Source organism: Rhodococcus sp. YH1 (genome assembly GCF_009939605.1).
Taxonomy (GTDB): domain Bacteria; phylum Actinomycetota; class Actinomycetes; order Mycobacteriales; family Mycobacteriaceae; genus Rhodococcus; species Rhodococcus aetherivorans.
Genome location: NZ_WVTE01000227.1, coordinates 1 through 24,813, shown reverse-complemented (window position 1 = coordinate 24,813; position 24,813 = coordinate 1). Strand labels below are relative to the sequence as shown.

General features: G+C 71.8%; 28 protein-coding genes. 20 read left to right on the top strand and 8 right to left on the bottom strand.

What is annotated here, in order from left to right; all coding sequences use genetic code 11:
* Positions 1-31: 31 nt before the first annotated feature.
* Positions 32-496: a hypothetical protein gene (locus AIIKEEIJ_RS19490; protein ID WP_050034604.1), complete on the bottom strand. Its 465-nt coding sequence runs from the start codon at positions 494-496 to the stop codon at positions 32-34.
* Between the two features lie 150 nt (positions 497-646).
* Here AIIKEEIJ_RS19490 and AIIKEEIJ_RS19485 point away from each other — a divergent pair, with 150 nt between their 5' ends.
* Positions 647-1,435 carry a nuclear transport factor 2 family protein gene (locus AIIKEEIJ_RS19485; RefSeq protein ID WP_161996383.1) on the top strand — a complete coding sequence of 263 codons (789 nt, stop codon included), beginning with the start codon at positions 647-649 and terminating at the stop codon, positions 1,433-1,435.
* A gap of 5 nt (positions 1,436-1,440) precedes the next feature.
* Here AIIKEEIJ_RS19485 and AIIKEEIJ_RS19480 read toward each other — a convergent pair whose 3' ends face one another.
* From AIIKEEIJ_RS19480 to AIIKEEIJ_RS19470, 3 genes are all read right to left on the bottom strand, one after another.
* Positions 1,441-2,295, bottom strand: coding sequence for a hypothetical protein (locus tag AIIKEEIJ_RS19480; RefSeq protein ID WP_029541220.1), 855 nt, complete (start codon positions 2,293-2,295; stop codon positions 1,441-1,443).
* Positions 2,296-2,356: 61 nt separating this feature from the next.
* On the bottom strand, positions 2,357-2,563 hold the full coding sequence (locus AIIKEEIJ_RS19475; RefSeq protein ID WP_006942989.1) for a hypothetical protein: 207 nt from the start codon (positions 2,561-2,563) through the stop codon (positions 2,357-2,359).
* Positions 2,564-2,654: 91 nt separating this feature from the next.
* Positions 2,655-3,839, bottom strand: coding sequence for an Ig-like domain-containing protein (locus AIIKEEIJ_RS19470; protein WP_006942990.1), 1,185 nt, complete (start codon positions 3,837-3,839; stop codon positions 2,655-2,657).
* 109 nt (positions 3,840-3,948) lie between these two features.
* Between AIIKEEIJ_RS19470 and AIIKEEIJ_RS19465 the strand changes: the two genes are divergently transcribed.
* The 3 genes from AIIKEEIJ_RS19465 to AIIKEEIJ_RS19455 are packed head-to-tail and all read left to right on the top strand — an operon-like array spanning position 3,949 to position 7,249.
* Positions 3,949-4,686 carry a response regulator transcription factor gene (locus tag AIIKEEIJ_RS19465; protein ID WP_168579156.1) on the top strand — a complete coding sequence of 246 codons (738 nt, stop codon included), beginning with the start codon at positions 3,949-3,951 and terminating at the stop codon, positions 4,684-4,686.
* Positions 4,683-6,092, top strand: coding sequence for a sensor histidine kinase (locus AIIKEEIJ_RS19460; RefSeq protein ID WP_161996382.1), 1,410 nt, complete (start codon positions 4,683-4,685; stop codon positions 6,090-6,092). The genes AIIKEEIJ_RS19465 and AIIKEEIJ_RS19460 overlap by 4 nt, the downstream gene beginning before the upstream one ends.
* 53 nt (positions 6,093-6,145) lie before the next feature.
* Positions 6,146-7,249 carry an alpha/beta fold hydrolase gene (locus AIIKEEIJ_RS19455; RefSeq protein ID WP_161996381.1) on the top strand — a complete coding sequence of 368 codons (1,104 nt, stop codon included), beginning with the start codon at positions 6,146-6,148 and terminating at the stop codon, positions 7,247-7,249.
* Here AIIKEEIJ_RS19455 and AIIKEEIJ_RS19450 read toward each other — a convergent pair.
* Complete coding sequence (locus AIIKEEIJ_RS19450; RefSeq protein WP_029541228.1) at positions 7,211-7,636, bottom strand: HIT family protein; 426 nt, start codon at positions 7,634-7,636, stop codon at positions 7,211-7,213. The genes AIIKEEIJ_RS19455 and AIIKEEIJ_RS19450 overlap by 39 nt on opposite strands.
* A 53-nt stretch (positions 7,637-7,689) precedes the next feature.
* On the opposite strand from AIIKEEIJ_RS19450, the gene AIIKEEIJ_RS19445 reads away from it, so the two are divergent.
* The 7 genes from AIIKEEIJ_RS19445 (at position 7,690) to AIIKEEIJ_RS19415 (ending at position 14,183) form a co-directional block, all read left to right on the top strand.
* On the top strand, positions 7,690-8,430 hold the full coding sequence (locus AIIKEEIJ_RS19445; RefSeq protein WP_050034606.1) for a nucleoside/nucleotide kinase family protein: 741 nt from the start codon (positions 7,690-7,692) through the stop codon (positions 8,428-8,430).
* Positions 8,431-8,440: 10 nt separating this feature from the next.
* Entirely contained in the window at positions 8,441-9,691 is a 1,251-nt protein-coding gene (purD, locus tag AIIKEEIJ_RS19440; RefSeq protein ID WP_029541231.1) for a phosphoribosylamine--glycine ligase, read from the top strand.
* 50 nt (positions 9,692-9,741) lie between these two features.
* A complete protein-coding gene (locus AIIKEEIJ_RS19435) occupies positions 9,742-10,920 on the top strand; it encodes an aminotransferase class I/II-fold pyridoxal phosphate-dependent enzyme (RefSeq protein WP_161996380.1) in 1,179 nt (392 codons plus the stop codon).
* Positions 10,921-11,004: 84 nt separating this feature from the next.
* Complete coding sequence (locus AIIKEEIJ_RS19430) at positions 11,005-11,622, top strand: TetR/AcrR family transcriptional regulator (protein ID WP_029541237.1); 618 nt, start codon at positions 11,005-11,007, stop codon at positions 11,620-11,622.
* A 24-nt stretch (positions 11,623-11,646) separates the two neighbouring features.
* Entirely contained in the window at positions 11,647-13,068 is a 1,422-nt protein-coding gene (gene purB, locus AIIKEEIJ_RS19425) for an adenylosuccinate lyase (RefSeq protein WP_161996379.1), read from the top strand.
* 111 nt (positions 13,069-13,179) lie between these two features.
* A complete protein-coding gene (locus AIIKEEIJ_RS19420; protein WP_006931853.1) occupies positions 13,180-13,758 on the top strand; it encodes a TetR/AcrR family transcriptional regulator in 579 nt (192 codons plus the stop codon).
* Positions 13,755-14,183: an HIT family protein gene (locus tag AIIKEEIJ_RS19415; RefSeq protein WP_006931860.1), complete on the top strand. Its 429-nt coding sequence runs from the start codon at positions 13,755-13,757 to the stop codon at positions 14,181-14,183. Before AIIKEEIJ_RS19420 ends, AIIKEEIJ_RS19415 begins: the two co-directional genes overlap by 4 nt.
* 21 nt (positions 14,184-14,204) lie before the next feature.
* Here AIIKEEIJ_RS19415 and AIIKEEIJ_RS19410 read toward each other — a convergent pair whose 3' ends face one another.
* Positions 14,205-14,393: a hypothetical protein gene (locus tag AIIKEEIJ_RS19410; RefSeq protein ID WP_029541253.1), complete on the bottom strand. Its 189-nt coding sequence runs from the start codon at positions 14,391-14,393 to the stop codon at positions 14,205-14,207.
* A 36-nt stretch (positions 14,394-14,429) separates the two neighbouring features.
* Between AIIKEEIJ_RS19410 and AIIKEEIJ_RS33710 the strand changes: the two genes are divergently transcribed.
* Both AIIKEEIJ_RS33710 and AIIKEEIJ_RS19400 read left to right on the top strand, forming a co-directional pair.
* A complete protein-coding gene (locus tag AIIKEEIJ_RS33710) occupies positions 14,430-14,756 on the top strand; it encodes an adenosine-specific kinase (RefSeq protein WP_338020987.1) in 327 nt (108 codons plus the stop codon).
* 59 nt (positions 14,757-14,815) lie between these two features.
* Positions 14,816-16,015 carry a serine hydrolase domain-containing protein gene (locus AIIKEEIJ_RS19400; protein WP_161996378.1) on the top strand — a complete coding sequence of 400 codons (1,200 nt, stop codon included), beginning with the start codon at positions 14,816-14,818 and terminating at the stop codon, positions 16,013-16,015.
* A 72-nt stretch (positions 16,016-16,087) separates the two neighbouring features.
* Here AIIKEEIJ_RS19400 and AIIKEEIJ_RS19395 read toward each other — a convergent pair whose 3' ends face one another.
* Positions 16,088-17,374 (bottom strand): MFS transporter, encoded by a 1,287-nt coding sequence (locus tag AIIKEEIJ_RS19395; protein WP_202917287.1) that lies wholly within the window; start codon positions 17,372-17,374, stop codon positions 16,088-16,090.
* Positions 17,375-17,623: 249 nt separating this feature from the next.
* Positions 17,624-18,130 carry a MarR family winged helix-turn-helix transcriptional regulator gene (locus AIIKEEIJ_RS19390; protein ID WP_029541264.1) on the bottom strand — a complete coding sequence of 169 codons (507 nt, stop codon included), beginning with the start codon at positions 18,128-18,130 and terminating at the stop codon, positions 17,624-17,626.
* Between the two features lie 245 nt (positions 18,131-18,375).
* Between AIIKEEIJ_RS19390 and AIIKEEIJ_RS19385 the strand changes: the two genes are divergently transcribed.
* From AIIKEEIJ_RS19385 to AIIKEEIJ_RS19355, 7 genes are read left to right on the top strand one after another with little or no spacing between them, the layout of a single operon-like run.
* Complete coding sequence (locus tag AIIKEEIJ_RS19385) at positions 18,376-18,900, top strand: MSMEG_0572/Sll0783 family nitrogen starvation response protein (protein ID WP_006931869.1); 525 nt, start codon at positions 18,376-18,378, stop codon at positions 18,898-18,900.
* A gap of 11 nt (positions 18,901-18,911) precedes the next feature.
* Positions 18,912-19,973, top strand: a complete 1,062-nt coding sequence (locus AIIKEEIJ_RS19380) for an MSMEG_0568 family radical SAM protein (protein WP_161996376.1) — start codon at positions 18,912-18,914, stop codon at positions 19,971-19,973.
* Position 19,974: 1 nt separating this feature from the next.
* Positions 19,975-21,408, top strand: coding sequence for an MSMEG_0567/sll0787 family protein (locus AIIKEEIJ_RS19375; protein ID WP_029541271.1), 1,434 nt, complete (start codon positions 19,975-19,977; stop codon positions 21,406-21,408).
* Positions 21,405-22,352, top strand: coding sequence for a carbon-nitrogen hydrolase family protein (locus AIIKEEIJ_RS19370; RefSeq protein ID WP_006931873.1), 948 nt, complete (start codon positions 21,405-21,407; stop codon positions 22,350-22,352). Before AIIKEEIJ_RS19375 ends, AIIKEEIJ_RS19370 begins: the two co-directional genes overlap by 4 nt.
* Positions 22,345-22,689 carry an MSMEG_0570 family nitrogen starvation response protein gene (locus AIIKEEIJ_RS19365; RefSeq protein ID WP_044475640.1) on the top strand — a complete coding sequence of 115 codons (345 nt, stop codon included), beginning with the start codon at positions 22,345-22,347 and terminating at the stop codon, positions 22,687-22,689. The genes AIIKEEIJ_RS19370 and AIIKEEIJ_RS19365 overlap by 8 nt, the downstream gene beginning before the upstream one ends.
* A complete protein-coding gene (locus AIIKEEIJ_RS19360; protein WP_029541279.1) occupies positions 22,686-23,942 on the top strand; it encodes an MSMEG_0569 family flavin-dependent oxidoreductase in 1,257 nt (418 codons plus the stop codon). The genes AIIKEEIJ_RS19365 and AIIKEEIJ_RS19360 overlap by 4 nt, the downstream gene beginning before the upstream one ends.
* Positions 23,943-23,952: 10 nt before the next feature.
* Entirely contained in the window at positions 23,953-24,771 is an 819-nt protein-coding gene (locus AIIKEEIJ_RS19355) for a nitrilase-related carbon-nitrogen hydrolase (RefSeq protein WP_161996375.1), read from the top strand.
* The last annotated feature ends 42 nt before the right edge of the window (positions 24,772-24,813 follow it).

Here is a 24,813-nt window from a genome sequence, read left to right as displayed (position 1 = left end):
TTGCGGGGAAATCGCCGGTTCGGGGCGCCGTTCAGTGGTGCCGGATCTCGCGGGTGGACGGGTGGCCCGCCACGTTGCGGACGAAGGTGACGAACGCGGCGACGATTCCGATGATGCTGCCCACGATTCCCAGTCCCAGCGCAATGCGCACCACGAGCGGCCAGTCGAACGAGGCGTCGCCGAAGTCGAACGGGAACACCTGCCAGATCCGCAGCAGCGCCAGCAGCGCGACCGCAGTGGTGACCACGTCTCCCAGCGCCTTGAACCAGACGGGATCCCACACGAAGTACAGGAGATTGGCGATCAAGCTCGCCAGGATCGAGGCATTGACGAAGCCGATGACCGACCGGGTGCCGTCGGTGAGGAATGGTACGGCTTCCCAGCCCGGCCACACGTTGGCGGCGTACAGCACCGCCGCATTGAGGAGCACCGCGACGAGATACCCGAATCGCCGGGCGGCGACCGGGGAGCGCGGACGGGTCGTGGTGGGTGTCATGGCGACCTCCCTCGGGCAGGACCGTCTTCCACGCTAGCCCCGGCGTACGGATCCGCGTCAGGGAAGAAGGTCCCCGGCCGGCCGATGAGTTTGCCGTCGCTCGGCGGTCGGAACAGGTGCAGCATCGTTCGCAGCGGAGGAGTGAGCACCATGTTCGACCGTTCCCCAGCCTTTTCCGGCTTCGCCGTCGACGACGTTGCCGCGGCCGCGAAGTTCTACGGCGACGTCCTCGGCGTCTCCGTGTCCGAGGAGCACGGAATGCTCCACCTGCACCTCGACGGCGGCCGCGACACGTTGATCTATCCGAAGGAGGACCACACCCCGGCCACCTACACGATCCTCAACTTCCCGGTTCGCGACATCGAGAAGGCGGTGGACGAACTCGCCGCGCGCGGAATCCGGTTCGAGCGCTACGAGGGTGTCGACGGCAAGGGCATCTTCCGTCGGGTGGGTCCGCCGATCGCCTGGTTCCGGGACCCGGCGGGCAACATCCTCGCCCTCCTCGAGGTGGACGAGGCCCTGGCCGACGAACAGATCCGCGCGCTGATCGAGGAACACACCGCGGCCCGCAACGCCAAGGACGTCGATCGGCTCGCCGCGTGCTATATCCCCGGTGCGACGGTGTTCGATCTGGCGCCGCCGCTGCGCAAGTCCGCTCCCGACCCGCAGGCCTGGGCGTCGTGGTTCGCGGGGTTCGACGGCCCTCTCGACTGCGAAGTGCGGGATCTGCGCGTCGAGGCGGCCGGCGACGTCGCGTTCTGCCACGCGCTGTCGCGGCTGGGAGCGACACAGCTCGGTGGACCGCGATTCGACATGTGGTTCCGTGTCACGTTCGGTCTACGCCGCGTCGAGGGGTCGTGGCGGATCGCGCACGAGCACGAGTCCACCCCGTTCCATATGGACGGTTCCTTCCGGGCCGTCACGGACCTGCAGGAGTGACCGGCTCAGTCCGGTGGCTGCAGTTCGTGCCTGCCGCTGTTGCCCGTGCCGCCCGAGTTGCTGCGCAGCCACCGACCGGGCAGCTTGCCCGCGAGGTCGCCCAGTGGGCCCACCGCCCCGCGGAGCAGTTCGACGGTCTCCTGCAGCACGTCGATGCTGGTGCTCATCCGCAGGATGCTGGGGGTGAGCTGCGCCAGCGTCTCGGACAGCGACACGATCTGATCGAGCGGACCGCCCTTGGCGAGGAGGCGCTCGAGGGCGCCCTGTTCGGCGAGGAGGGTGTCCAGCACTCCACCCCGCTCGAGGGCCCGCTCGAGCAGGCCGCCGGGCTGGAGGGCGATGTCGACGATGCCGCCGGGGGCGGTGAGGCGTTCGACGGGCCCGCTCTCGGCGAGCAGGCGCTCGAGCGGGCCGCTGGGTGCGGTGAGACGGTCGAGGAGGCCGCCGTTCGACAGCAGGCGGTCCAGCGCCCCGTCCTCGGCGAGGATCTTCTCGAGCGGACCGCCGGGGGCGGTGACGCGGTCGAGGGCGCCGCCGGGCTCGAGGAGGCGGTCGAGGGGGCCGCCGGGTGCGGTGAGCCGGTCCACCGGCCCGCCGGGGGCGAGGAGGCGGTCCAGCGGTCCGTCGGGGCGCAGCGCCTGGCCGAGAGGACGGTCGTCGGCGGCGAGCACGGAGACCTGTTGCAGCAGGCCCAGCGGTCCCCGCGGATTCGCCACGCCGACCGCGCTCAACCCCGCGTACGTCCGGGGGGAAATCGCCAGGCGGACGGTGGCGATCGCGCCCTCCGCCACGCCCAGGGCCGAGTCCGCTGCGGCGAATCCGAGGCGGACGGGAAACGCGAGCGCGGACGCCAGACTCATGCCTGTCACTGTAACCGGCACAACAGTCCGGCTCGGCGGGACGAGCCGTTACCGAAGGTCGTCAGGAGACGCGGAGCGTTCCGACCCGTACGTACGTCTCGGTGCATCCGCAGCCGTGGGCGAGGTCGGAGCAGTCGACCACCAGCATGTGCCGCACGCGGGAGGTGTCGAAGCAGTCGGGTTCGGTGCATTCCACGGGCACCGTCGCGTGCACGACGAGGGTGCCGTGACAGTGGTCGAGATCGGATCGGCACGCCCGGCACGTCATGGGCGGGACCTCCTTCGCGGTGGCTGTCTTCGTCCCGTAATAGCATCACGCGCCGACAAGGTGGTGGACGTGCGGGGCGTGTTACGCCGGATCAGCGCCGCCTGCGCCGGGCGACGAGGGCGACGGCCAGCGCGCCGGCGATCACCCCGATCCCGGCTGCGACCCACCAGCCGGGTGTGCTGTCGGATCCGGGAACCGTCACGGCGACGGGTTCGGATGTCGCGCCCGCCGCGCCGGGCGCGCCCGAGTAGACCGCCGTGATCGTGTGGCTCCCGGCGCCGGAGACGCGGTGCTCGGTGGTGGCGCGGCCGTCGACGACCGCCACCGGTGGACCCAGGTCGGTGCCGCCGTCCCGGAACAGGATCGTGCCGCCGTCGACGTCCGGTGACACCGTCGCCGTGAGCGTGACGACCGTCCCGTCGTCGACCACGTCCGGGGCGTCGACGGTGACCGTGGCGGGCACCTCGGCGGTGTCGGAGATGGTGATGGTCGCCAGCGGGCCGGCGCCGGCGTTGAGCGGACCGGTCATGGTGTCCCGCGGCGAGCAGCGGGTCGGTCCCCACTGGTTGGTGCCGAGGAACGTGGCCTGGGTGAGCGAGGTGTTGTAGTTGGCGTCGTCGTCGACCAGGCCCGCGGCACCGGCCGTGCGGAGCATCGGCGTGATCACGCCCGCGTCGCCCGCGATCATGGTCACCTCCACCGCCGGCAGCCGGAACCAGCTGTCGCCGACGGGGCTGGGGGAGCCGTCGAGCTGCAGCTGCGTCTTCGGCGCCCGGATCCCGGCCTCGCTGTCGGCACCGGACGTGGGGCTGTTGCCGATGACCTCGTTGTTTCCGGACAGGCGCAGGATCGTGCCCGCCGGGTCGGGGACGCCGTCCTCGTTCACCCGCAGCACACCGGGCGGCACGTTGTCCAGGTTGAAGGCGGTGCCGGGCACGACAGCGGCGTCGACGAACGTCGCGTTGGCGGGAATGGCGAAGTCGTTCTTCAGGCGGGAGACGCTGCGGGTGGTGGCGCCGCGGCTCGAGTCGGGGTACGCGACGGGCGCCGTCTGGATGCGGTAGGTGAACCGCTCGCCGGGACGAACCCGGGCGGGCGCGTCCACCGTGGCCGACGACCCGAGCAGCTCGTCGACGTCGATCACCGACCGCACCCGGCACGCGATGCCGAACGAGACCTCGACCGCCTCCGCGGCCGCGGGCGGGCAGACCGCGATCAGGGACACGGCGACGGCTGCGGCCGACGCCGCCCCGCGGCGCACCCACTTCGGCGACACGGCGGCTCCTCCCGGTGCGGACACGTCCATGATCCCCGATCGCCGTACTCCGACGGCCCGAATTCGGCAGGGCCGGCATACAGGAAGTTCCCAGGATTCTCGCAGCGGCATGCCAGAGCCCTCCGGGAGAATCGACGCCGTGACCGACAAGACCCCCGAAGCGCGGATCCTGATCGTCGACGACGAGCCGAGCATCGTCGAACTGCTCTCGGTGAGCCTGAAGTTCCAGGGTTTCGAGGTCGAGACGGCGGGAAACGGCGCCGAGGGACTCGACCGGGCCCGGGCCTTCCGGCCGGACGCGGTGATCCTCGACGTCATGATGCCCGGGATGGACGGGTTCGGGATGCTGCGCCGGCTCCGGGCCGACGGTTCGGACGCGCCGGTGTTGTTCCTGACGGCGAAGGACGCCGTGGAGGACAAGGTGTCCGGCCTGACCCTGGGTGCGGACGACTACGTCACCAAGCCGTTCAGCCTCGAGGAGGTCATCGCCCGGCTGCGGGTGATCCTGCGGCGGGCCGGCAAGGTGTCCGAGGACGAACGCTCGTCCCGTATCACCTTCGCCGACATCGAACTCGACGACGACACCCACGAGGTGTGGAAGGCCGGCAGGCCGGTGTCGCTCTCACCCACCGAGTTCACCCTGCTGCGGTACTTCATGGTCAACGCGGGCACGGTGCTCAGCAAGCCGCGGATCCTCGACCACGTGTGGAGCTATGACTTCGGCGGGGAGGTCGGCGTCGTGGAGTCGTACGTCTCCTACCTCCGCCGCAAGGTCGACACCGGGGACAAGCCGCTGATCCACACCCTGCGCGGGGTCGGGTACGTCATGCGGGAACCCCGCGAGTGAGCCGCATGCGGGCGCTGCCGCTGCGGTTGGCGCTGGTCGCGGCGCTGGTGTCGTTGTCGGGGCTGGGGCTGCTGGCGTCCGGGGTGGCGGTGACGTCCGCTTTGCAGGGTTCGCTCCTCGCCCGCACCGATCAGGATCTGCGCACCGCGGCGCAGACGTGGGCCAAGCCGCCCGGTGCCGGCCGCGAGCTGCCGCCGCCGGACGCCCCGAGTTCGAATCGCCCGCCGAGCCCGTTCTATGTGCGGGTCGTCGGCCCCGACGGGGTGGAGCGGTTCGTCGTCAACGACGAGTCCACGTCGCCGGCGCTGCCCGGCGAGCCGGCGGGGGAGCCGGTGACCGTGGGTTCCGTCGACGGTTCCGACGTGCGCTGGCGGGTGGTGTCGACCCGCAGCACCGCGGGCATCGTGACCACCGTCGGGGTCACGCTGACCTCGATCGAGGAGACCGTGGATCGGCTCGTCGTGCTGCAGGTCGGCATCGGCGCCGCGGTGCTGCTCGTTCTCGGGGTGGCCGGCTACTTCGTGGTGCGGCGCAGCCTGCGGCCCCTGGTGGAGGTCGAGCGCACCGCCGTGGCGATCGCGGGCGGGGATCTGCACCGGCGGGTTCCCGAACGGGATCCGCGCACCGAGGTCGGCCGGCTGTCGGTGGCGCTGAACGTCATGCTCAGCCAGATCCAGTCTGCGTTCGCGGCGACGGCGTCGTCGGAGGAATCCGCGCGCAGATCCGAGGAGAGGATGCGACGGTTCGTCGCCGACGCCAGCCACGAGCTGCGCACCCCGCTCACCACGATCCGAGGATTCGCCGAGCTCTACCGCCAGGGCGCGAGCAGCGACATCGCGATGCTGATGGACCGCATCGAGAGCGAGTCCCGGCGCATGGGGCTCCTCGTCGAGGATCTGCTCATGCTGGCCCGCCTCGATGCGCAGCGGCCGCTCGAGCGGAAGCCGGTGGACCTGCTGGCCCTGGCCGCCGACGCCGTGCACGATGCGCGGGCCGTCGCGCCCGATCGCGCCGTCGGGCTCGAGGTGTTCGACGGTCCCGGTACCCCGGAGGTGCTCGGCGACGACGCGCGGCTGCGGCAGGTCCTCGGCAATCTCGTCACCAACGCCCTCACCCATACCCCGGCCGACGCCCGCATCACCGTACGGGTGGGCACGATCGGATCCGATGCGGTGCTCGAGGTTCTCGACACCGGCCCCGGCCTGAGCGAGGCCGACCGTGCCCGGGTCTTCGAGCGGTTCTATCGCGCCGACACGTCGCGCACCCGATCGTCGGGCGGCAGCGGTCTCGGACTGTCGATCGTCGCGGCGCTGGTGGCGGCCCACGGCGGCCACGTGGAGGTGGAGTCGGCCGTGGGCGCCGGTTCCACGTTCCGGGTGCTCATCCCGCGGATGCCGGTGGAGTGACGATCCAGCCCTCGGCTACGGTGACGTAACTGACTTTCGAGTAAGGAGACGTCGTGGGACTGTCGGGGACGGCGCAGCGCGCCCTGCGCAACGCCTGGGCGCTGTTCGTCGGCGACGGAATCGAACCGCCGCACGCCACCGCGTCGGCCGTCGTCGCCGACGGACCGCACCGTACCCTGCGCCGCTACGGCGAGCCCGACGCGGGTGCCCCCGTCCTGCTCGTGCCCCCGCTCGCCGCGCCCGCACGCTGCTACGACCTGCGGCCCGGGCAGAGCCTCGTGCAGCACCTCGTCGACGCCGGCCGCAGCGTCCACGTCCTCGACTTCGGCACCATGGACCGTTCCGACCGGCATCTCGGCTTCGAGCACTGGGTCGACGACATCGTGCCCGAGGCGATCGCGCGGGTCTCCGAACTGTGCGGCGGCCGCGACGTCGACCTGGGCGCCTGGAGCCTCGGTGGGACCCTGTGCCTGCTCACCGCGGCCGCCCACCCCGGGCTGCCGATCCGCTCGATCACCGCGTTCGGCACGCCGATCGACTACGCGCGCATCCCCTTCCTGGGGCCGGCCCGCCACCTCGGACGCGCCGTGGGCGAGCCCGCCCTCACCGCCGTGACCCACCTGCTCGGCAGCGTGCCCGCCCCGCTGGTGCAGATCGGCTACCGGGCCACCGCCCTCGAACGCGAACTGACCCGGCCGTGGTTCGTCGCCTGCAACCTCGCCGACGCCGACACCCTGGCCCGGATGGAGGCGATCGACCGGTTCCAGGCCGACATGCCCGGCTACCCCGGCAGGCTGTTCCATCAGATGGCGATGCGCATCACGGTCGCGAACGATCTCGCGACGGGCCGGGTCCGCTTCGACGACCGGACGATCGACCTCGCCGACGTCTCCGTGCCCGTGCTCGCACTCGGCGGCAGCGACGACGTGCTCGCGCCCGTCCCGGCGGTCGAGGCGATCCGCCGGGTGCTGCCCGGCTCGCCCCACGTGCGGTTCGAGGTCGTGCCCGGCAGTCACCTCGGGCTGCTCGCCGGCCTCACCGCCTGCGGCACGTCGTGGGCGCACTTCACCGCGTTCCTCGACGACCCGTCGGCGCCGGTGCCGACGGGTCCCGGCGCGTCAGTCGGGGACGTTGTCCGCGTACCCGAGTTCTCGTAGCGCGGCCTTCAGCTTCGCCTGCGCCTCGTCGAGCGACTCCGGCGACGGGTCCTTCTCGGCCTTGCTGATGTCGAAGTCGCCGAGGTCGTACGCCGGAAAGACGTGCAGGTGCAGGTGCGGCACCTCGAGGCCCGCGACGAGCAGGCCCGCGCGCGGCGCGTCGAACGCCGAGCACACCGCCCGGCCCATGATGCGGGCGACGTCGCCGACCTTGCCCCACACGTCGGCGTCGACGCTCTGCCAGTGGTCCACCTCCTGACGCGGCACCACGAGCACGTGGCCCTGGTTCACGGGGTTGATGGTCAGGAAGACGACGACGTCGTCGTCCTGCCACACGAACCGGCCCGGCAGGTCGCCGGCGATGATCATGCTGAACACGGAAGCCATACCGGGGAGAATAGGCGGACCGCCGCGCGCGCCGCCTCTCGTATCCTCGTCGCATGTCGTCGCCGCAGCCGCCCCGGACGGGCCCGCTGCGCGCGCTCGTCGCCGACCTGATCGACCGGCACCTGCGCATCGTCGCGGCGGGGGAGCGGCGCGTGGTCGGGCTCTGCGGCCCACCCGGCGCCGGCAAGAGCACCGCCGCCGACCTGCTCGTCGGCCTCCTCCGCGACGCCGGCATACCCGCCGCGGCCGCGCCGATGGACGGCTTCCACCTGTCGAACCACCGGCTCGACGCCCGCGGCACCCGATCCCGTAAGGGTGCGCCGGAGACGTTCGACGTCGCCGGGTTCGCGGCGCTGCTGCGCCGCATCCGCGACGACCGCACGGAGACCGTCCACGCCCCCGAGTACTCGCGCCGCCTCCACGAACCGATCGCCGCGTTCCACGAGATCACCCCCGAGACCCGCGTCGTCGTCACCGAGGGCAACTACCTGCTCCTCGGCGACGGCGGGTGGGAGCGGATCCGCCCGCTGCTCGACCTCGTCGTCTACCTCGACGCACCGGGCGACGAGCTCGCCGCCCGGCTCATCCGACGCCATCGGGCCACCGGATCCACCGCCGAGCAGGCCGCCGAGTGGGTCCGCACGGTGGATATGCCCAACGCGCGCACCGTCGCGCGGACCCGCGACCGCGCCGACCTCGTGTGGTGCCCGGTGGAGGGGAACGACCGAGGCGCGGGAGCGGCCCGCTGGAGCCGCGCGGATGCGTCGGTCCGAGGCCCCGGACCGGTCCCGTAACCTGTGCTGCGTGCGCGTACTCGTTATCGGCTCCGGTGCCCGTGAACATGCCCTCGTCCTGGCCCTGACCCGCGATCCCGGCGTGACGGCCGTGCTGGCAGCCCCCGGCAACGCCGGCATCGGCCGGATCGCCGAGCAGTTCCCGGTCGACGCCGCCTCCGCCGAGGAGGTCGTCGCGCTCGCGAAGGAACAGAACGTCGACCTCGTGGTCATCGGCCCGGAGGTTCCGCTCGTCCTCGGTGTCGCCGACGCCGTCCGCGCCGCGGGCATCGCCTGCTTCGGCCCGTCCGCCGCGGCCGCCCGCATCGAGGGCTCGAAGGCCTTCGCCAAGGACGTCATGCAGACCGCCGGGGTCCGCACCGCGCACAGCGAGGTCGTCGACAATCCGGCCGAGCTCGACGAGAAGCTCGACCGCTTCGGACCCACCTGGGTGGTCAAGGACGACGGGCTCGCCGCCGGCAAGGGCGTCGTCGTCACCACCGACCGGGCCGCCGCCCGCGACCACGCGGCGGAGATCCTCGAGAACGGGCACCCGGTGCTGCTCGAATCGTTCCTCGACGGCCCCGAGGTCTCGCTGTTCTGCCTCGTCGACGGCGAGACCGTGGTGCCGCTGCTGCCCGCGCAGGACCACAAGCGTGTCGGCGACGGCGACACCGGCCCCAACACCGGCGGCATGGGCGCCTACACGCCGCTGCCGTGGCTGCCCGAAGGCATGGTCGACACGATCGTCGAGGACGTCGTCCGGCCCGTCGCCGCCGAGATGGTCCGCCGCGGATGCGGCTTCTCGGGCCTGCTCTACGCGGGCCTGGCCATCGGCAAGGACGGCCCGGCCGTCGTCGAATTCAACTGCCGCTTCGGCGATCCCGAAACCCAAGCCGTGCTCGCCCTGCTCGAGTCGCCGCTCGGGGAGGCGCTGAACGCGGTCGCGACCGGCACCCTGGCCGAGCTGCCGCCGCTGCGCTGGCGCGACGGCGCCGCCGTCACCGTGGTGCTGGCCGCCGAGTACTACCCGGCCAGCCCGCGCACGGGCGACGTCATCACCGGGGCCGACGCCGACGGGGTCCTCCACGCCGGCACCAGGCTCGCCGACGGATCGCTGGTCTCCGCCGGCGGCCGCGTGCTCAGCATCGTCGGCACCGGCGCCGACCTGACCGCCGCCCGCGACGAGGCCTACGCCACGCTCGCCGGCATCAAGCTGCCGGGCGGGCACTTCCGCAAGGACATCGGCCTCGCCGCCGTCGAGGGCCGGATCACCGTCTGACCGTCCCCGGCCGCCGGTCGCCCCCGGGCCCGCGACTACCGTCTGGTGACGTGCGGAGCGAATCGCAGCGATCCCGGATCCAGACCTTCCACGTCATGGACGTGTGGAAGGCCGCCACCGAGCGGCAGCGCACCCACGGCGACGTGCTGAGCCTGGCGGCGGGTCAGCCGTCCACGCCGGCACCCGCCCCGGTGCTGCGCGCCACCCACCGCGCGCTCGACGACGAGCTGCTCGGCTACACCGAGACGTTCGGGATCCTGCCGCTGCGCGCGGCGATCGCGGGCTACCACCGCGACCGCTACGGCATCGACGCCGACGCCGACGACGTGGTCGTCACCACCGGATCCTCCGGGGCGTTCACCCTGCTGTTCCTGGCCGCCTTCGACGTCGGCGACACGGTCCTCGTCGCCCGGCCCGGCTACCCCGCCTACCGCAACACCCTCGCCGCGCTCGGCTGCACGGTCGTCGAGCTGGACTGCGGGCCGCACACCCGCTACCAGCCGACCGTCGAGATGCTCGAGGCCCTCGACGGTCCGATCGCCGGACTCGTCGTCGCCAGCCCCGCCAACCCGACCGGCACCATGATCGAACCGGCCGAGCTGGCCGCGCTGGCCCGCTGGTGCGACGACCACGGCGCGCTGCTCATCTCCGACGAGATCTACCACGGCATCGAGTTCGGAACGCACGGTGCGCCCGCAACGAGCTGCGCGTGGGAGACCTCCCGCGAAGCCGTGGTGATCGGCTCCGTGTCCAAGTACTTCTCGATGACGGGATGGCGGCTCGGCTGGATGCTCGTGCCGGAGGGACTGCGCCCGCCGCTGCAGCGGCTGGCCTCCAACATGACGGTGTGCCCGCCGACGATCTCCCAGTACGCGGCCGTCGACGCGTTCGGCGCGGAGGCCCGGGCCGAACTCGACGGCCACGTCGCGCGGTACGCGGCCAACCGCGAGCTGCTGCTCTGGGGCCTGCCGGAGCTGGGGATCACCGAGCTTGCGCCCGCCGACGGCGCCTTCTACGTCTACGCCGACATCGGTCACCTGCTCCCGGCCGGCGAGAACTCCACCCGCTGGTGCGCCCGGCTGCTGCAGGAGACCGGAGTGGCGCTCGCGCCCGGCGTCGACTTCGACACCGTGCACGGCGACCGGACCGTCCGGCTGTCCTTCGCCGGTTCCACGGCGGACGTGCGGGCGGCGCTGGAACGGCTGCGCGCCTGGTTGCCCACACCGTGACGAAACCCGACAGATAGGTCCTACCTGCGAGTATTCGGGCCGTTTCCCTCAGGCGTGACCACCGGGACTGGCACCATGACAAGGGTGTCGATCGCAGCCACCCCGAAGGGCGAACGGCGCCGCCAGGCGCTCGTCGAGGCGGCGGCCGACCTGATCCTCGAGGGCGGGATCGATGCCGTCCGGCACCGCGCCGTCGCGCACCGCGCCGGACTTCCGCTCGCCTCGACCACCTACTACTTCCATTCCCTCGACGACCTGATCGCGAGCGCGGTGCAGCACAACGGGCGGCGCGAGCTCGACGCGATGCGCTCGCGGGTGCAGTGCGTCCCGCCGAGCGACCGCAGCCCCGAGTCCACCGCGGACCTGATCGTCGACCTGCTCGTCGGCCCCGGCGGGGTCGGCGAGATCGAACGCGAGCGCCTCATCGCCCGCTACGAACGGTGCGTCGCCACCGCCCGGCACCCCGAACTGCGCGACGTCCAGCATGAGTTGCGCGTGCAGATCGATCAGCTGCTCACGGACCTGCTGCAGCGGTGCGGGCGGTCGGTGCACGAGCCGCAGTTGCGGCGGCTCGTCGCGGTTGTCGACGGGGCCGTGCTCGGCGCGCTCGGCGATCTCGAGCCCGATCCGCGGGCCCTCGCGCGGGGCATCCTGCCCGACGTCGTGGAGCGGGTGGCACCGCCTGCCGAACAGGAGGCGTGACGGGGCGCCGTAAACTGATGTCCTGTGAGTCGCATCCCGAACGTTCTTGCCACCCGTTATGCCAGCCCGGACCTGACAGCGCTGTGGTCGCCGGAGCACAAGATCGTGCTCGAGCGCCAGCTGTGGCTGGCGGTCCTCCGGGCGCAGGCGGAACTCGGGATCGACGTCCCGCAGGAGGCCCTGGCCGACTACGAGCGGGTGCTCGAGCAGGTCGACCTCGAGTCGATCGCGGCCCGCGAGCGCGTCACCCGCCACGACGTGAAGGCCCGCATCGAGGAGTTCAACGCCCTCGCCGGCCACGAGCACGTGCACAAGGGCATGACCAGCCGCGACCTCACCGAGAACGTCGAACAGCTGCAGATCCTGCGCTCCCTCGAGCACGTGCACGCCCACGGCGTCGCGATCGCCGCGCGGCTGGCCGACCGCGCCGCCGAGTACTCGGCGCTGGTGATGGCGGGCCGGTCGCACAACGTCGCCGCGCAGGCCACCACCCTCGGCAAGCGGTTCGCGTCCGCCGCCGACGAGCTGCTCATCGCGCTCACCCGGTTGCGCGAGCTGATCGCCCGGTACCCGCTGCGCGGCATCAAGGGCCCCATGGGCACCGCGCAGGACATGCTGGACCTGCTCGGCGGCGACGCCGACAAGCTCGCGCGTCTCGAGGCGACGGTCGCCGAGCACCTCGGGTTCGCGAACGTGCTCACCAGCGTCGGTCAGGTCTATCCGCGCTCGCTGGACCACGACGTGCTCTCCGCGCTCGTGCAGGTCGCGGCCGGGCCGTCGTCGTTCGCGCACACCGTCCGCCTGATGGCCGGGCACGAGCTCGTCACCGAGGGCTTCCAGCCGGGCCAGGTCGGCTCGTCCGCGATGCCGCACAAGATGAACACCCGTTCCTGCGAGCGTGTCAACGGCCTGCAGGTGGTGCTGCGCGGGTATGCGTCGATGGCCGCCGAGCTCGCCGGCGCGCAGTGGAACGAGGGCGACGTGTTCTGCTCGGTCGTGCGGCGCGTCGCACTGCCCGACGCCTTCTTCGCCCTCGACGGCCTGATGGAGACGTTCCTGACGGTCCTCGCCGAGTTCGGCGCGTACCCGGCGGTGATCGAGAAGGAGCTCAACCGCTACCTGCCGTTCCTGGCCACCACCAAGGTGCTCATGGCGGCGGTGCGCGCGGGCGTGGGCCGCGAGACGGCCCACGAGGTCATCAAGGAGCATGCGGTCGCCGTGGCGCTGGCGATGCGCGAGCAGGGCCGCGAGCCGGACCTGCTGGACCGGCTGGCCGCCGACGAGCGGCTGCCACTGGATCGAGCGGCCCTCTACGCCGCGCTGGCCGACCGGTCGGCGTTCGTCGGGGCCGCGGAGGCGCAGGTCGCCACCGTCGTTGCGGCGGTGCAGGACCTCGTCGAGCAGTACCCGGACGCCGCGAAGTACACGCCGGCGCCGATCCTGTAGGGATCGTCCGGAACGGGCTGCCAGGGGGATTTGTCAGATGGGGGTAGCCGAAGTGCAGGGGAGAAGATGTTGGCTGGGAAGCCGGGTAATGCCGTACGAATTCGGGATGCGGTGCGGACACGAGCCGCGCTGCTCGACGCCGCGACGGAGGTCTTCCTCCGCGACGGATACGCCGCGGCGGCGACCGAGGAGATCGTCGCTGTCGCGGGCGTGACCCGCGGGGCGCTCTACCACCACTTCGCGAACAAGCGGGACCTGTTCCGCGGCGTCGTGGAACGGATGCAGGTGGAGACCGAGGAGACGCTCGCGGCGATCGAGGGGAACGATCCGTGGGACTCGTTCACCGCGGCGGTGCTCGCCTCGCTCGACGTCGTGTACGACCCGGCGATCCGCCGATTGCTGCTCATCGAGGCTCCCGCGGTGCTGGGCTGGGCGGAGGTGCGGGAGGGGCACCGCAAGAACACCATCATGATCACCGAGCGCGCGCTGCGGGCCATCGCGCGGCGCAGCGGTGAGCCGGCCCCGCAGTCCTCGGCGCTGGCGCACATGATCGTCGCGGCCGTCGAGGAGGCCATGCTCTACCTCGCCCACAGCGACGACCCGGTCCGCGAACGGCCGGAGGTGCAGGCGCAGCTGCTGCAGCTCCTCGAGGGCGTCCGGCGGCCGGCACCCGTCCAGGAGAGTGCGTGAGCGACTGCGTGTTCTGCGCGATCGTCGCCGGCACCGCGCCGGCGAGCATCGTGCTGGACGAACCGGACGTGTTGGCGTTCATGGACATTCGCCCGTTCACACCGGGACACCTGCTGGTGATCCCGAAGCGTCACGCGTCCGGTCTCGCGCACCTCGATCCGCAGGACGGCGCGCGGGTGTTCGACGCGGGCCGGCGCATCGCCACCGCACTGCGCGCGAGTTCGCTCCCGATCGAGGGGGTCAACCTCTTCCTGGCCGACGGCGTCGCCGCCGGCCAGGAGGTGTTCCACGTGCACCTGCACGTCGTTCCGCGGCGTCGCGGCGACGGGTTCGGGCTGCGGGCGGTGCCGCGCACCCCGAACCGCACCGTGCTCGACGGGACCGCCGAGACGATCCGCGCGGCGCTGAGTGTGGGTTCCGATTGAGGCCGGGTGAATCCTCCGGACTCACCCGGCCAGATCGTCCGGGCCCACTTCGTCGTCACGCCACGCCGACGCGCTGACGCCCTGGCCCGACCGCAGCCACAGGATGCCAACGGTCAGGGCCGAGGCGAGCGAGCCGACGAGGACGACAGCGCGGCCGGAACGTCCGCGCCTGCGGAGCCGGCTCACCGGGGAACGGGAGGAATCGGTCACCGCACCATCCTCCCTCATCCCTGATGCGGCGGACATGTGCCCGATGGGCGCCTGCCCCGGCCGGCGACTGCATTGCCCTCGTCTCCCGGGCGCGGGAGACTGTCTGTGGACGGCGACCCGGCGAGTCGCAGGCGTTCGAGGAGGCGGTCGTGGAGTTGCAGATCGTGGCGGTCGACGAGTCGGACGACACGAACGTCGTCGTCGGACCGGCCGTCAAGACCGGTCGAGATCATCGTCGCCGAGACGGAACTCGGCCGGGAGATCGCCGGGATGATCGACGGGCGGCCGCCTGCCCGCGTGGAGTCGAGTTCCGACGTCGCCGACCGTAAAGCCCTGCTGCGCACGATCGGCTACAAGCTGTGAGCGGCCCCGTGCCGGACCGTCGGTAACCGGGTGCCGAGCCCGCGCGAGAGGAGACGACCGTGTCCGCTCGAAAGTCCGTACATCCGGGGATTCACGGATACGCGCGCGGCGACTTCGCGGCCGTACGGCAGGCGTTCGCCGAGAACTTCGCCCGCCGTGGGGAGTTGGGCGCTGCCTGCTGCGTCTACTACCGCGGCGAGAAGGTGGTCGATCTGTGGGGCGGGGTACGGGACAAGGCGACCGGCGAATCCTGGGAACGGGACACCATGACGCTGGTGTTCTCCGCCACGAAGGGGATGGCCGCCATGACCGTCGCGCTGGCCCATTCCCGTGGATGGCTCGATTTCGACGAGCGCGTCTGCACCTACTGGCCCGAGTTCGCGCAGAACGGCAAGGAACGGATCACCGTCCGCCAACTGCTGGCCCACCAGGCCGGGCTGTTCGGTTTCGACGAGCCGGTGGATGTCGGGGTCATCGCCGATCCGGACCGGCTGGCCGCGATCATGGCTCGCCAGAGACCGGAGTGGGAGCCGGGGGCGCGGCAGGCCTACCACGCGATCAGCCTCGGCTTCTATCAGGGTGAACTCGTTCGCCGGGTCGACCCGCAGCACCGCACGCTGGGGCAGGTCTTCCAGGACGAGATCGCGACCCCGCTGGGGCTGGAGTTCTACATCCGTCTCCCGGCCTCCGTTCCCGACGCCCGACTTGCCCCGCTGGTGATGCGGAACCCCTTCCTGAACCTCGCTGAGCTGTCGCCGCGGCTGTTTCCGGCGTTCCTGAACAAGCGGTCGGTGTTCTACCGCTCGCTGGTCGCCAACCCGGGAACGCTCGTGGCAATGGACGCGGACACGATCTACGCACGCGATCTGGAGGCACCGTCCGGCGGAGGCGTGGGCACGGCACGCGCCCTGGCGCACGCCTACGGCGTCCTGGCCACCGGCGGTGCGGAACTCGGCATGCGCCCGGACACGCTGCACGAACTGACGGCCCCGCCGGTGCCGCCCCGGAACGGATTCCACGACGCGTGCATGCTCGGGGACATCCGGTTCTCCCTCGGTTTCATGCGCCCGAGTCCCGACTGGTCTTTCGGCGGGCCCCGGTCGTTCGGCGCGCCCGGTGCCGGCGGCTCCTTCGGCTACGCCGATCCGGATGCCGGGATCGGCTACGGCTACGTCTGCAACCGCATGGGCAAGTCTCGAAACGATCCGCGCGACGTCGCTTTACGTGCCGCGATGACCCGCGCCGTAACGTCGACCTGAGCCGGGGCGGTCGCGTACCCGGCCCCGGGGGGTCGATCGAAAGACCCCTCCGGAGAAGGTGTTCGGCGGATGTCAGGCCTTCGACAGCGCCGTCGAGTGGGGTTCGGTGTCGACGCCGGGGATGCCGCGCCCGCGCAGGGAAGCCCCGGCCGTCTCTGCCACGAAGTACAGCGCGACGAGGCCGACGACGCATGCCCCCATCATGTAGAAGGCGGGCACCAGGTCGTTGCCGGTCCGTTCCACCAGCCACTCGTTGACCGCCGGTGCGGTCCCGCCGAACAGCGACGTCGAGACGTTGTAGGCGATCGCGAAGCCGGCGAAGCGCACGTGGGTGGGGAACATGGCCGGGAATGTCGCCGAGATGGTCGACAGCTGCAGGACGTACAGCAGACCGAGGACGGTGAACGCGACGATCGCCCACCCGAAGCTGATGCTCATGAGCTTGTACATGGGAACCGCGAAGAGCAGCAGGCCGCCCATCGAGATCGTCCACATCGGCTTGCGGCCGATCCGGTCGGACAGGGCGCCCGCGAACGGGATGACGGCCATCATCGCGAGCTGGCCGATCACGACGAGGAACAGCGACGCGGTGTTCGACAGTCCGATGCGGTTCTCGAGGTAGGTGGGCATGTAGCTCAGCAGGGTGTAGTTGCAGACGTTGAGGGCGACGACCAGGCCCATCAGGGTCAGGATGGGCCGCCGGTACTGCACGAGCAGGTCCTTGAACTGCGTGCCGGTGTCGTGCTCGACGGCGCCCTCGGCTTCGAGTTCCCGGAACACCGGGGTGTCGTCGAGCCTGGACCGCAGGTACAGGCCCACCAGGGCGAGCGGTCCGGCGACGAAGAACGGCAGACGCCAGCCCCACGTGCTCATGAACGCGTCGGTGGAGACCAGGTCGACGAACAACACGATGAGCGCGCCGAACGAGAACCCGCCGAGGGTGCCGAACTCCAGGAAGCTGCCGAAGAACCCGCGCTTGCGGTCGGGGGAGTACTCGGCCATGAACGTCGCGGCGCCGCCGTACTCGCCGCCGGTCGAGAAGCCCTGGATCATGCGCAGCAGAACCAGCAGCAGCGGCGCCCAGAACCCGATGGACGCGTATGACGGGACGGCGCCCAGCAGGACGGTCGCGGTGCCCATCAGGATGATCGTGAGCGCGAGCACCTGCCGGCGGCCGAGGCGGTCGCCGAGGGGGCCCCACACCAGCCCGCCGAGGGGACGGACGAGGAAGGACACGGCGAAGACGCCGAGGGTGAGCAGGGTTGCCGACTCGAGATCGTCGGGGAAGAACGCGTCGGCGATGTAGGTGGCGGTGTAGGCGTACACGCCGTAGTCGAACCACTCGGTGAAGTTCCCCATGGCAGAGGCGCTGATGGCGCGCCGTAGATGCCCCGGTGGGACCTCCTGGGGCTCACCCTTCCGGCCGGCGTTGGTGGTGCTCACGACACTTCCCTTCGTTCGGACAACCGTCCCTGCGTACCCACAGAGCGCACGCGGGATCCGGTCGATGCGACGATGGAGAGAGTTCGTTACTGTTCCGTAATTGTTCTTCTGGGGTTTCCCGCATGGTGGACGCCGCCGCGCACGGGGGTGGGGGGTGCGAGCGGTTCAGTCGTGGTCCAGCGCGCCGGCCTTTAGCGCCGCGGCGTTGATGCGGGTGAGCACGTCGTGCAGTTCCTCCAGCTCGGCCAGGCTCACGCCGAGCTTGCGGACGACCGTCTCCGGGACCGTCGCGGCCCGCGCCCGCAGGGCCCGGCCTTCGTCGGTCAGGTCGACGACGAGTTGCCGCTCGTCCAGCGGGCTGCGGGTGCGGGTGATCAACCCGGTCGACTCGAGCCGCTTGAGCAACGGCGACAGGGTGGGGGAGTCCAGCTGCAGGGCCCGGCCGATCTCCTTCACCGACATCGGGGCGTCGCCCCACAGGGCCAGCATCACCAGGTACTGCGGGTGGGTCAGGCCGAGCGGCTCGAGCACCGGCCGGTACACCGAGAGCACCGCCCGGTTGGCGACGGCGAGCGCGAAGCAGACCTGACGGTCCAGGGCGAGCGGGTCGTCCGTCGCCCTCGCCGACCCGGCTTCGACCCCGGCCGACTGCGGGCGGGCCTCCGTGCTCATGGTCTCGATGCTACCCAACCGGTGACCTGCCCATTGCCGTCGCCTCGCACCCGCTGCCGCGCCCCCTCCCGGCGGCGGTGTTACGCGGCGATGACGGGATTCCGGCCGATGTGAGCTCCACGAAATGCGGCGTTGTTCCAGGGATGACCAACGCGAAATCGACTGCACGTCTACTGATTGCAGGCCGCAGCCGGGCGAGATCACCGGCGCGCCCGCCGAATCCACCGATCTCCGAGGAGAACTCAGTGACCGACATCGAGCAGACCATTGCCGACAACATCGCCAGGTCCCTGGCCGAGATCCCCCATCCGGCACTGCCCAAGGGCACCAACCTCTACGGCTCGACCAAGATCTTCCCCGACTATCGGGCCGAGGACGGCGAGTGCTACTTCACCCTCGTGCACGGCATCGCCCACGAGTCGTCGGTGAGCTTCGTCGCGGTCCTGCAGGCCACGCGCGCGCTGCGCAAGGGCTTCGAGTCGGCCATCTACTTCTACGGCACCGGAGCGATGAATGCCGTTGCCACACGCGGCTTCCCGACGACAGGTGACAACGGGTTCCCGGGTGAGCAGAACATCAACGACGCGCTGACCACCTTCATCACGGAGGGCGGCAAGGTCTTCGTGTGCCGGTTCGGCCTCGCGCTGCACGGGCACCGGGAGGAGGACCTGATCGAGGGCGCCATTCCCGCCCACCCCCTGGACGTGCAGGACGCGATCATCCACTACGCCCGCAAGGGCGCCATCATCAACTCCACCTACATGGTCTGAAGGGTGACACCATGAGCGGTCTCTCGACCCGGGTCGACCTGGCCGTCCGCGGCATCCGGTCCCTCGAGGCGCCGGTGCACAGGCGTTCCGGCGCCGGCCCGAGCGACGACGGGCACGTCCTGATCGGCGGGGTGGGCGGCGCGATCCCGATCCGGTCCGACAGCCCGTACACGGTGGACGGCACCCGGCTGCTGCTGGACGGAACGGACACGGGCCTCGACGTCGAGCCGGTGCGCCGGCCCAGGTTCTACGACCTGCAGACCGCGGACGGCGTCTCCTACGAGAAGATCGCCCGCCTGCACGGCGCCGACGTCCTGGCCACCACCGTGGTGCAGACCTGTATCCGGTACGACCCCGACCAGCGCTGCCGCTTCTGCTCGATCGAGGCGTCGCTGGCGGCGGGTTCGACGGTCGCGGTCAAACGTCCCGAGCAGCTCGCCGAGGTCGCCGCGGCCGCGGTCCGCCTCGACGGGGTCACCCAGATGATCATGACCACGGGCACCTCCGCCGGGACGGACCGGGGCGCCCGCCACCTGGCCCGCTGCGTGCGCGCGGTCAAGGCGGCCGTGCCGCACCTCGCCGTCCAGGTGCAGTGCGAACCGCCCGGCGATCTCGCCACCCTCACCGATCTGCGCCGGGCGGGCGCCGACTCGATCGGCATCCACGTCGAATCCCTCGACGACGGCGTGCGCCGGCGCTGGATGCCGGGCAAGGCGACGGTTCCGCTCGCCGAGTACCGGGCGGCGTGGGCCGAGGCCGTGCGCGTCTTCGGGCGCAACCAGGTCTCCACCTACCTGCTCGTCGGACTCGGCGAGGACGCCGACGAACTCGTCGCCGGTGCAGCCGAACTCATCGCGATGGGGGTCTACCCGTTCGTGGTGCCGTTCCGACCCCTCGCCGGCACCCTCGCCGTCGACGTCGACGGGGCGACGGCCCCCGACGCGACGCTGCTCGAGGACGTCACCCGGCGCGTCGCCGCGCAGCTGCGGGCGGCGGGCATGGCCGGCTCCGACCAGAAGGCCGGATGCGCCGCGTGCGGCGCGTGCAGCGTGCTGCAGAACGCGGGAGGCTGACATGACATCCGAATCCGGTTCCCGGACCACCGAACTGTTCGACCCCGCGGTGCTCGCCGGTCCCGCACCGGCGCCGCCGCCCGGCTTCCTCGTGCGCGCGGCGGCCCACGCCGGCGACGTGGCCGCCTACCACCGGCTGCGCCGCGAGACGTTCGTGCTCGAGCAGGGACTGTTCGCGGGCAGCGACCGGGACGACCTCGACGACGATCCCCGCACCGTCGTCCTGGTCGCTGCCGCACCCGACGGCGCCGTCCTCGGCGGGGTGCGGCTCGCCCCGGCCACCGACGGCGTGGACCTCGGCTGGTGGACCGGCAGCCGCCTGGTCGTCGACAGCCGCAGCCGCCACGGCGGCGGCATCGGCCGGGCCCTCGTCCGCGCGGCCTGCGCGTACGCCGAGTCCCACGGCGTGCTGCGCTTCGACGCGACCGTGCAGGCACCCAACGAGCCGATGTTCACCCGACTCGGTTGGGTCCGCCGGGACGACGTCGTCGTCGCCGGTGCCCCGCATGTGCTGATGCAGTGGCCGCTCGACCGCATCGAACGGCTCGTCCGGTCCACGAAATCGGTCCTGGCGCAGGTCTTGGCGCCGTTGGACCGGGATCCGGACGGGCTCGGTGGCAACGGGTTTCGTGGCGACGACGGTGCGCCCGTCCCCGGCAGCGACCTCGTCGCGGCGTGCGACGCGATCGTGCCGGCGATGGTCCAGCGCGATCCCGAGTGGGCGGGCTGGTGCGCGGCCCTGGTCAACCTCAACGACCTGTCCGCGATGGGTGCGACGCCGGTCGGGATGCTCGACGCCGTCGGCGCCCCCAACCGCTCGGTGCTCACCCGCGTGCTCCGCGGGCTGGCGCACGCCGGCCGGATGTGGAACGTGCCGATCCTCGGTGGCCACACCCAGCTCGGCGTCCCCGCCGCGCTGTCGGTCACCGCGCTCGGCGCGGCGGCCGAGCCGATCCCGGCGGGCGGTGGCTCCGCGGGCCACGACCTCCGCCTCACCGTGGACCTGCGCGGCCGGTGGCGACCGGGATACACCGGACAGCAATGGGATTCCACCTCGACGTGCACGTCCGAGGAGCTCGCGCTGCTCGGGTCCTTCGTCCGCCGCGCGCGGCCGGCGGCGGCCAAGGACGTGAGCATGGCCGGACTCGCCGGCACCGTCGGGATGCTGGCCGAAGCGAGCGGCGTCGGCGCCGTCCTCGACGTCGCGAGGATTCCCCGGCCGGCGGGCCCGACGATGGGCGACTGGATGGCGTGCTTCCCGGGCTTCGCGATGGTGACCGCGGACCGGCCCGGACGCCCCACGCCGCCGAGCGGACCGGCCGTGTCCGCGGTGTGCGGGGAACTGACCACACGACCGGGGGTCGGCCTGCGCTGGCCCGACGGCATGATCACGAACGCGGTGCACGGCACCGTCACAGGATTGGGAAGAGCATGAGCGAGATCGGAATCTCGGTCGCGGCGGCGGAATTCGGCCGCGACATGGAGCAGTCCTACGCGACGATCGCGGCACTGATCGACCAGGCCCGCGCCCGCGGCAGCGACCTGCTGGTGCTGCCCGAAGCGTGCCTCGGCGGGTACCTGCCGAGCCTCGGCGGTGGCGACGAGAGCGAGGCGGCGCGGGAGCGGCGCCTGCGCGCGCTGCCGCCGGCGCTCGCACTCGACGGACCGGAACTGCGGCGGGTCGTGGACCTCGCCGGCGACCTCGTGGTGACCCTGGGCTTCTGCGAAGCCGACGGGCCGACCCGCTACAACGCGGCCGTGACGCTGCACGGCGACGGCATCCTCGGCTCCTACCGCAAGGTGCACCAGCCGCTGGGCGAGAACCTCTGCTACGACGCCGGCGACCGCTACGCGGCGTTCGACACGCCGATCGGCCGGATGGGCATGCAGATCTGCTACGACAAGGCGTTCCCCGAGGCGGCCCGCGCCCTGGCGCTCGACGGCGCGGAGATCGTCACGTCGCTGTCCGCCTGGCCGACGGCCCGGACCGCGCAGGCCGCCGCTCTCGCGGACGATCGGTGGACGCAGCGCTTCGACATCTACGACCGGGCCCGGGCCACCGAGAACCAGGTGGTGTGGGTGGCGTCCAACCAGGCCGGCACCTTCGGGTCGCTGCGGTTCGTGTGCAGCGCCAAGATCGTCGGGCCGGGTGGGGAGATCCTGGCGACCACCGGCACCGACCCCGGCCTCGCGTCCGCCCGGCTCGACGTGCGCGCCGAACTCGACGCGATCCGCGGCGGCGGCATGTACAACCTGCGGGACCGGCGGCCCGAGGTCTACGGCGACGTGGTGGCCCCCAACCTGGTGACCGGGACGCAGCTGAGCCGCGAGCAGCGGCCGGCGTCCCTCCGCGGGGCAGGGGTGCCGGCCCATGCCTGAAATGACCTACACGGTGCGGTGGCCCGACGGCCGCGCCGGCGAGTACTACTCGCCGTCCCTGGTGATGCACGACCATCTGACCGCGGGCGCGGAGTACGCCGTCCGGGACTTCGTCGACCGCACTCGCCTGGCCCTCACCGAGGCGAGCGAACGCGTGCGCGCCAAGTTCGGCATGTACTGCACCTCCGCGGCCGCGACGCTCGCGGAGATCGAGGCGGCGGCCGGTCGTTACGAACCCGATGCCGTCGTGCGGGTGCTGGCCCTGGATCCGCCCACCGTCGACGCCGCGCCGGGCGGCGCCGGCGCAGCCCACCGACCGGAAGGAACAGTCCGATGATCGAGAACCGTGACGTCGTCGTCGTGGGCGGGGGCCAGGCCGGTCTGTCCGTCAGCTGGCACCTCGTGCAGCGGGGCATCGACCATGTGGTGCTCGAACGGGACGGCATCGCCCACGAGTGGCGCGACAGCCGGTGGGACAACTTCACCCTCGTCACCCCCAACTGGCAATGCAACCTGCCCGGCTACAGCTACCGCGGCGACGATCCGGACGGGTTCATGACCCGCGACGAGACGTACGCGTTCGTCCGCGGCTACGCCGGCACCTTCCACCCGCCGGTGCGCGAGGGCGTCGCGGTCACGTCGGTGACGCAGGCGGCCGGCGGCGGCTTCGATGTGCAGACCACCGCAGGCCCGATCCGGGCGCGGCAGGTCGTCGTCGCCACCGGCGGCTACCACGAGCCCGTGGTGCCGCGGTACGCGGAGAAGCTGCCCGCGCACCTCACCCAGCTGCACTCCTCGCGGTACAGGTCGGCGTCCGCGCTGCCGGACGGTGCGGTGCTGGTGGTCGGCAACGGGCAGTCCGGCGCGCAGATCGCCGAGGACCTCATGCTCGCCGGCCGGCAGGTCCACCTGGTGACCGGGAGCGCACCGCGGGTGGCGCGGTTCTACCGCGGGCGGGACTGCGTGGCCTGGCTGCACGACATGGGCACCTATGACGTGCCCATCGCCGAACACCCCGGCGGAACCGCCAAACGGGAGAACACCAATCACTACGTCACGGGCCGCGACGGCGGTCGCGACATCGACCTGCGGTCCTTCGCCCTCGAGGGGATGCGCCTCTACGGCAGGCTGCTCGGTGTGGACGACGGAGTGCTGCGTGTGGCGCCCACCCTCGGCGCGTCGCTCGACGCGGCCGACGCCGTGGCCGAGAGCATCAAGGACATGATCGACGACCACATCGCGCGGGAGGGCATCGACGCCCCGCCGGAGGAGCGGTACGTCCCGGTGTGGCGACCCGCCGAGGAACCCACCGGCCTGGACCTGGACACCGCCGGGATCGGCTCGGTGATCTGGTCGATCGGATTCCGGACGAACTACCGCTGGCTGCACGCCGGGGTCTTCGACGGTGCCGGTCTGCCGTGCCACAATCGGGGCGTGACCTCGGTGCCCGGCCTGTACTTCCTGGGCCTGCCCTGGCTGCACACGTGGGGATCGGGACGGTTCGCCGGAATCGCGCGCGACGCCGAACACCTCGCGGACCGGATCGAGCTCGAGGCCGGACTGCGGGCCTCGATCGGCGCCCCGGCCTGACGGGCGCCGCATGACGCGCATCGCCGCCCTGGCCGGTCACTTCGGACGCGACGTGCCGCGGGCCCTGCTCAAACTGGAGACCCTGATCGAGTCCGCGCGACGGGACCGCATCGAGCTGCTGGTGCTGCCCGACGCGTGCCTCGGCGGGTACATCTCGGACCTGCGCCGGCCCGACCCGGACGACCTGCCGCCCGCACTGTGGCGGGACGGACCCGAACTCGACGCGCTCGCCCGGATGGCGGGCGAGATGACCGTGTGCGTCGGCTACACCGAACGGGACGGGGATCTGCGGTACAACGCCGCCGCCTGCGTCACCGGCGACGGGATTCTCGGCACCCACCGCAAGGTGCACCAGCCGGCCGGGGAATTCCTCGCCTACGCGCCGGGCGACCGGTTCGAGGCCTTCGACACCCCGGTGGGCCGCATGGGGATGCTGATCGACTACGACAAGACGTTCCCCGAGTCCGCCCGCACGCTGGCGCTGGACGGCGCACGGATCGTCGCCGCGCTGTCGGCGTGGCCCGCGAGCGTCACCGACCGGGCGGCCCGGCTGCCGCAGGACCGGCAGTCCCGGCTGTTCGACCTGTACGACGCGGCCCGCGCCGCCGAGAACCAGGTCGTGCTCGTCTCGTCCAATCAGACCGGGATGCAGGGCGGCATGCGCTTCCTCGGGCAGGCGAAGATCGTCGGCCCGGGTGGCGAGGTGCTCGCCCGCACGGGCACCAAGGGCGGGCTCGCCGTCGTCGACACCGCCGCGCGGCTTGGTGGAGTACGTGAGCAGAGCGATCCTCACCCGATGTCCCCCTTCTCGTCGAGCAGTCCCCGATAGGTGTCCACGCGCCGCTCGGCCAGGTGGTGCAGCACCCGGCGG